We start from the raw sequence: 5,370 nt of genomic DNA on the forward strand, positions 1-5,370 counted from the left end.
CGCGCGAACCCCTCGGCCTCCGGGGCGCCGGCGACGTAGAGCGGACCCTCGATGGTGCGCGGGGTGCCACCGGTGCGCTTGGCCTCGGCGTCGATGGCGTCCTGGCGCATGTCCAGGAAGTGGTCGAAGCCCAGGCCCGGGGAGAGCAGGCCGAACTGGGTCTGGCTGCCCAGGGCGTTGAGCAGGTTGACGGCGGACCAGTACTCCTCCTGGGTGACATCGAAGTCGTCGATCAGCTTGAACAGGTCGGAGATCAGGCGATGCACGATCTGCTTGGAGCGCTCGTTGCCGCCCTCCTGGTCGAAGCCGGCGATGGTCTTCAGGAAGTCCTGGACTTCGGGGGTGTCGAAGATCTTCACGGTCATGGAAGTCACTCTCTCTGGTTGTGGTTATGGCCTGCGCGAGCGTCAGGGGAGTGCAGGGCCAGGCGTGGGGTCTTGACACCGCCCTGTGGGGGCCAGGCACGGTGTCGTCTTGTTGTGATGACCTTGATTCTGGTCAGCTCCCCTGCCCGCCACCAATATCGTTTGAGTTGCCGTCCATACTTCACAGGTATGGGTGGCAAGCCACCCCCGGGACCAGGCATCCGCCCACCGCATCGCGGCAAAAGCACTTTTAAACAATGACTTGGAAAGCCACGCCAGGGGGTCGACGCGTGAGCGCGGCGGTTGGGGGCCTTGCCTTCGTGACGACGCGGGCTACCCAGCAGCAGGCGGACGCCACGAGAGGGCGCCGGGAGCGGGTCACGGCGCGTGTCATGAACGCTGAATCCACCCTGAGGGGCGCCGGCCATAGACCAAAGATGGAACGACGACCGCCGACGGGAGACACGGGGGACGGCCGGGACGAGACGAAAAAGGGCCCGTGCTGCCATGACAGCCACGGGCCAAGGAGGATAACGCCATGCAAGGGGTGCCGGCGGCGAGCCGCCGGCGCTATCGGTCAGCCGGCATTCTTCGCCGGGAAGCGCTTGCGCAGGGCCTCGCGCTCCTGGGAGAAGTCGAAGTCGCGGAACTCCACCAGCATCGAGATCGCCGCCCCCAGGATCAGCGCCCAGAAGGAGGCACCGATGCCGAAGATCTGCAGGCCGGAGACCGCGATCAGGAAAGAGAACATCGCCCCGACCTCATGCTTGCCGGAGAAGGTGATATGCATCGCCGAGCTGATCACCCGCAGCAGGGCGAGGCCGGCGATGATGGCGATGAAGTAGCTGGGCATCGCCTCGATCAGGCTGAACACGAAGCCGTAGAAGGGCGCGGCTACCACGAAGATCATGCCGACGATCACCGCCGCCACCCAGCGCTTGTCGTGGGTGCCCGCCTCGGGGGAGGAGCAGATGCCGGTCATCGGCGCGGCGATGCAGGTGCTGTGCAGGTTGAAGAAGGCCGACACCATGGTGCCGATGCCACCGACGAAGGTGATGGCGTTGGCCGGCGCCTCCTTGTAGCCCATGCCCTTGACCAGCCCCACGCCGGCGGGGGTCTCCATGCCCACCAGGATCAGCGCCAGCGGCAGGCCATAGGCCAGGAAGGCGTCCATGGAGAAGGCCGGCATGATGAACTCGGGCATGCGGAAGGAGAGCTCCACGCTGGAGAAGTCGGCCCCGGAGAGCGCCATGTAGAGCACGCCCACCACCAGGGTCACCACCAACGGCGGAATCCGGCGCAGGAAGCGCGCCGAGAGGAAGAAGGCCGCGATCATCACCACCGCGGGAATCAGGGCGTTCTGCAGCGGCATCACCATGTTGGTGCCGAACTTGAGCAGCACGCCGGCCACCATGCCCATGACGATGGGCATGGGGATCAGCCGCATCACCAGGCTCATCCAGCCGGCCAGGGCCACCACCACCGAGATGGCGCCGGCGATCAACGTCGCCCCGAGGGCCTCGTTGAGCCCCACCACGGGGATGATGGCGGCGAACAGCAGCGCGCCGGGGATGGAGTTGGCGACCGGCAGCGGCAGCCGGTAGTAGGCCGGCAGCAGCAGGCCGAACAGGCCATTGATGAAGAGGTAGCTGATCACCCACAGCAGGGTGAAGTCCTTGGGCAGCCCGGCGGCGGTGCCGGCGCTGATATGGATGATGCCGGCGCTGAGGCCGAAGATGCCGGCGACCACGCCGGCGCTCAGATTGTCGGCATTGAGGTCGCGCAGGAAGGCGCGTGGCGCCGACGCGAGGCCGGGGCCTGTCTCGAGATGTTTCATGCTGTGCTCCAGGGGCTTGTTGTCGTTGCTGTCGGAAGCCACGGATGGTCAGGATCACGGCGGGCGGCCCGCGGGCCGCCCTGGCGTCGGGCTCAGCCCTGGTCGCCACCGCCCACCGGCAGCACGCTGCCGGTGATGTAGCTCGCCTCATCGGAGGCCAGGAACAGGATCGGCGCGGCCATCTCGTCGAGCGTGCCGTAGCGCTTCATCAGGCAGCTCTGCTTGGTCTGGTCGATGTGCGCCTGGAACCAGGCCTGTTCGGTCTCGTTGCGAGGCTCGGGGGTGCCACGGGAGATCTTGCGCGGCGGCGCCTCGGTGCCACCGATGCCGGCGGCCGCTACGCGGATGCCGTGCTCCGCCACCTCGAAGGCCAGCGACTCGGTCAGCGCGTTGACGCCGCCCTTGGCCGCCGAGTAGGGGATCCGATGGATGCCCCGGGCGGCCACCGAGGAGACGTTGACGATCACGCCGCCGCCCTGCGCCACCAGGGTCGGCAGCACCGCACGGCAGCACCACAGCGTCGGCATCAGCGAACGGTTGACCTCGGCGGAGATCTCGCTCTCGCTGAACTCGGTGAACGGCTTGAAGTTGATCGCCCCGCCCACGTTATTGATCAGGATGTCGATGCGCCCGAAGTGCTCCAGCGTCTTCGCCATGGCATCGGCGGCGCCGTCCCAAGTCTCCAGGTCGGCCAGAAGGGCGATGGCCTCGACGCCCTGCTCGCGCAGGTCGTCCACCACCTCCTGGACCAGCTCGGAGCGGTCCACCAGGGCCAGGCGGGCACCCTCGGCGCCGGCGCGCTCGGCGACCCGCTTGCCGATGCCCTGGGCGGCGCCGGTGATGACCATCACCTTGTCCGTGAAGCGCGGGCTCATGACTTGCTCCCCGCCTCGTTGGGGGTGAACTTCTCGTAGTGGAAGCTCTGCGGCACGATACCCTCGGCGTCGAAGTGCTTGAGCACCGCGTCGACCATGGGGGGCGGGCCACACAGGTAGACATCGATGTCGCCGTCGTGCAGCACCTCGGCGTCCATGTGGTGGGTCACGTAGCCCTTGCGCGGATGCTCGCTGGCCTCGTCCACCACCACGGTGGAGTAGGTGAAGTTCGGCAACTCCTTGGCGAAGTGCTCCAGGGCATCCACCTTGACCAGGTGGTCATCCTTGTTCACGCCGTAGATCAGGTGAATCGGTTGCTCCTGGGTGTCCCCTTCGGCCTTCTTCTGCACCAGCAGCTCGAGCATGGAGAGGAAGGGCGCGAGGCCCGTGCCGCCGGCCAGCATCAGCACCGGGCGGGTGATCTCGCGCAGGTAGAAGCTACCCATGGGACCGGTCAGGGTCAGGCGCTCCCCGGCGGCACAACGCTCGGTGAGATAGCCGCTCATCACCCCGCCCGGGATGTTGCGGATCAGGAAGGTGGCGCGCTTCTCGCCCGGCTTCGAGCTGAAGGAGTAGGAGCGGTGCACCTCGGTACCCGGCACATCGATATGGATGTACTGCCCCGGCAGGAAGACCAGTCCGGCCTCGTCGTCCAGGTCCACCCCCAGCTCGATGCTGTCCTCGGAGAGCTGCTCGACCACGGCTACCGTGCCCTCGACCTTGCCCACCTGGGTCTTGCACAGGGTGGAGGCGACGGGGATCTGGATGACGCAGTCCGAGGAGGGCACCATCTGGCAGGTCAGCACCTGGCCTTCCGCGGCCTCCTCGTCGGAGAGCGCCTCGTCGATGTACTCGTCGCCCAGGTCGAAGTCACCCTGCTCGCAGTGGCCCTTGCAGGTGCCGCAGACGCCGTCGGAGCAGTCCATCGGCAGGTTCACCTTCTGGCGGTAGGCGGCGTCGAGGACCGTCTCCCCTTCCTTGCAGCCGATGAAGCGGGTGACGCCATCCTCGAAGTTGAGGGCAATGGTATAGCTCATGGTCGAATCTCCTCCCGCACCAGGTCAGATGTGATAGATGTCGATGACCTGGTGGATATAGTCGTTATTGAGTTGCACTACCTTGCGGGTGATCTGCGGCTGCTCCCCGGACACGTCGAGCGTGTAGAAGGAGCTGCCGAAGAACTCCAGGGTCTTCTTGTAGCGGTGCACCAGGGTGTGCCAGTTGAAGCGCAGCTCCACCTTGTCACCCTCCTCCTTGAGCACCTCGATGTTGCTGACCAGGTGCGTGGTGCGCGGCTCCGGCGTGCTCGCCCCCCAGCGCTCGGTCTTGATCCGGTAGACCCGGTCCTCGAGACCCTCGCGGTTGGGGTAGTAGATCAGCGAGATCTCGCTGTCCGGGTCACGGCTCAGCTGGTCGTCGTCGTCCCACGCCGGCATCCAGAACTCGACGTCCTTGCTGTAGCAGGTCAGCCACTCGTCCCACTCGCGGTCGTCCAGCAGGCGCGCCTCGCGGTACAGGAAGGCCTGGATCTCTTGGTAGCTAAGGCTCATGGTCTCTCTCCCTCTCTCGGACGCGGATTATTCGGACGCGGTGGCGATGAACTGGCTGCGTTCCTTGTCGATGGCGCGCAGCATCTCGTCGACCCAGTGCTTGTGGTGCACCACGTAGAGGCCCTCGTCCTCGGGTGAGGCGCCACTCAGGCGCGGCTTGAGATCGATCGCCTGGGCGTTGTCGTCGGCGCCCTCGATCCACTGCTTGGCGCCGCGGGAGAGGTCGTTCCACTCGGCCAGGGCACCGTTGTAGCCCTCCTGGCAGGCACGGAACTCCTCGAGATCGTCCGGGGTGCCCATGCCGGAGACGTTGAAGAAGTCCTCGTACTGGCGGATACGCACCCGACGGTTCTCGGCCGACTCGCCCTTGGGCGCGAAGCAGTAGATGGTGACCTCGGTCTTGTCCACGTCGATCGGGCGAAGCACACGGATCTGGGTGGAGAACTGGTCCATCAGGTAGACGTTGGGGTAGAGGCAGAGGTTACGCGTCTGGTTGACGATGGAGTCGGCACGCGCCTCGCCGAACTCCTTCTCGATCCACTCCTTGTTGCTGTAGACCGGGCGCACCTCGGGGTTAAGCAGGCGCGTCCACAGCAGCATGTGGCCGTTCTCGAAGGAGTAGAAGCCACCCAGGCTCTTGGACCAGCCGTCGGCGTCCACCGCCTTGGTGCCGCCGGCCTCGTAGTTGCGGCGATCCATGGTGGAGGCGTAGTTCCAGTGCACGGTGCTGACGTGGTAGCCGT

At 66.1% G+C, this 5,370-nt stretch carries 6 protein-coding genes; all 6 read right to left on the reverse strand.

Annotated elements, in window-relative coordinates:
* Positions 1-365, reverse strand: a 365-nt coding sequence (locus BLP95_RS16525; protein ID WP_281187395.1) for a dioxygenase, incomplete at its 3' end; no start/stop codon positions are given.
* Between the two features lie 577 nt (positions 366-942).
* Positions 943-2,202: a benzoate/H(+) symporter BenE family transporter gene (locus tag BLP95_RS16530; RefSeq protein WP_089681245.1), complete on the reverse strand. Its 1,260-nt coding sequence runs from the start codon at positions 2,200-2,202 to the stop codon at positions 943-945.
* Between the two features lie 92 nt (positions 2,203-2,294).
* Positions 2,295-3,077 carry a benzoate diol dehydrogenase BenD gene (gene benD / locus BLP95_RS16535; RefSeq protein WP_089681247.1) on the reverse strand — a complete coding sequence of 261 codons (783 nt, stop codon included), beginning with the start codon at positions 3,075-3,077 and terminating at the stop codon, positions 2,295-2,297.
* Entirely contained in the window at positions 3,074-4,114 is a 1,041-nt protein-coding gene (benC, locus tag BLP95_RS16540; RefSeq protein ID WP_089681249.1) for a benzoate 1,2-dioxygenase electron transfer component BenC, read from the reverse strand. Before benC ends, benD begins: the two co-directional genes overlap by 4 nt.
* A gap of 24 nt (positions 4,115-4,138) precedes the next feature.
* Positions 4,139-4,627 (reverse strand): benzoate 1,2-dioxygenase small subunit, encoded by a 489-nt coding sequence (gene benB / locus BLP95_RS16545; RefSeq protein ID WP_089681251.1) that lies wholly within the window; start codon positions 4,625-4,627, stop codon positions 4,139-4,141.
* Positions 4,628-4,654: 27 nt separating this feature from the next.
* Positions 4,655-5,370 (reverse strand): SRPBCC family protein (locus BLP95_RS16550; protein ID WP_281187396.1); only part of this gene is annotated, 716 nt, incomplete at its 5' end.

The organism is Halomonas shengliensis (assembly GCF_900104135.1).
GTDB classification, from domain to species: Bacteria; Pseudomonadota; Gammaproteobacteria; order Pseudomonadales; family Halomonadaceae; genus Halomonas; species Halomonas shengliensis.

What these genes read in the sequence shown, in the direction of transcription:
- BLP95_RS16530 (WP_089681245.1), bottom strand. Translation starts at nt 2,202, where the DNA reads ATGAAACATCTCGAGACAGGCCCCGGCCTCGCGTCGGCGCCACGCGCC.
- benD (WP_089681247.1), bottom strand. Translation starts at nt 3,077, where the DNA reads ATGAGCCCGCGCTTCACGGACAAGGTGATGGTCATCACCGGCGCCGCC.
- benC (WP_089681249.1), bottom strand. Translation starts at nt 4,114, where the DNA reads ATGAGCTATACCATTGCCCTCAACTTCGAGGATGGCGTCACCCGCTTC.
- benB (WP_089681251.1), bottom strand. Translation starts at nt 4,627, where the DNA reads ATGAGCCTTAGCTACCAAGAGATCCAGGCCTTCCTGTACCGCGAGGCG.